This window comes from Thalassobellus citreus (assembly GCF_044385915.1).
Classification (GTDB): Bacteria; Bacteroidota; Bacteroidia; order Flavobacteriales; family Flavobacteriaceae; genus Thalassobellus; species Thalassobellus citreus.
In genome coordinates this window covers 1-646 of sequence record NZ_JBISCC010000030.1, presented here as the reverse complement: position 1 = coordinate 646, position 646 = coordinate 1, and the positions used below count along the sequence as shown (strand labels likewise).

Here is a 646-nt window from a genome sequence, read left to right as displayed (position 1 = left end):
ACAACGGTTGTGTATAAGGATAGTGCGGTTTTGTGTCCGAGGATTTTCCGCAGGAAAATCAGAGAGACCAAATACGCGCTATCTTTTTGATTTAGTAATAAAATTAAGCATTATTTCTTATACTTTGTTGTGCCTCGTTTTTTCTAGTTTATTAATTCCGATTATTTCTGTTAATTTTTTTAATCCGTTTCTTGAGATAATTCTAAATGCTAATTCCGTAAAGATAAATCGAAAAACGACCAATGCCATTAAAGTCGGAAATATCAATGAAATTATTATCTCTTTTTCCTTTGTAAATAATGCTATTGTAAATCCGATAATTGGAAATAAATAGATAAGTGATAGCATTATTCTAAATGCTTTATGAATCCTAATTTCAAGAGTTCCTTTTTTCGATTTCAACTTACCGTCTAAAATACAAAAAGCTCCTCGACCAGGTTTTGATGAGATTATCTTAAATCCGTTATTATTTACTTGTCCGATAAAGGCTTTTTTAGTCCATTCAGATACGAGTGAGTCAGTTATCAGAGTGTTTTTTTCTAATTCCGATAATGCTTTTGTACTTTCTTTTGTCAGTTCAAATTCGTAATTATTAGTCGGAAATATTTTCATTCAGCGTTCAGTTTGGAAATGAGGCACAACGGTT

1 protein-coding gene is annotated in these 646 nt (G+C 31.1%); it reads right to left on the bottom strand.

Annotation, left to right across the window (positions count from 1 at the left end; genetic code table 11):
- Positions 1 to 117: 117 nt before the first annotated feature.
- Positions 118 to 612 carry a hypothetical protein gene (locus ACH5TX_RS00135; protein WP_439337539.1) on the bottom strand — a complete coding sequence of 165 codons (495 nt, stop codon included), beginning with the start codon at positions 610 to 612 and terminating at the stop codon, positions 118 to 120.
- Between the last annotated feature and the right edge of the window lie 34 nt (positions 613 to 646).

Excerpts from the sequence above, each read along its gene's own strand:
- ACH5TX_RS00135 (WP_439337539.1), bottom strand. The coding sequence starts at position 612 with ATGAAAATATTTCCGACTAATAATTACGAATTTGAACTGACAAAAGAA.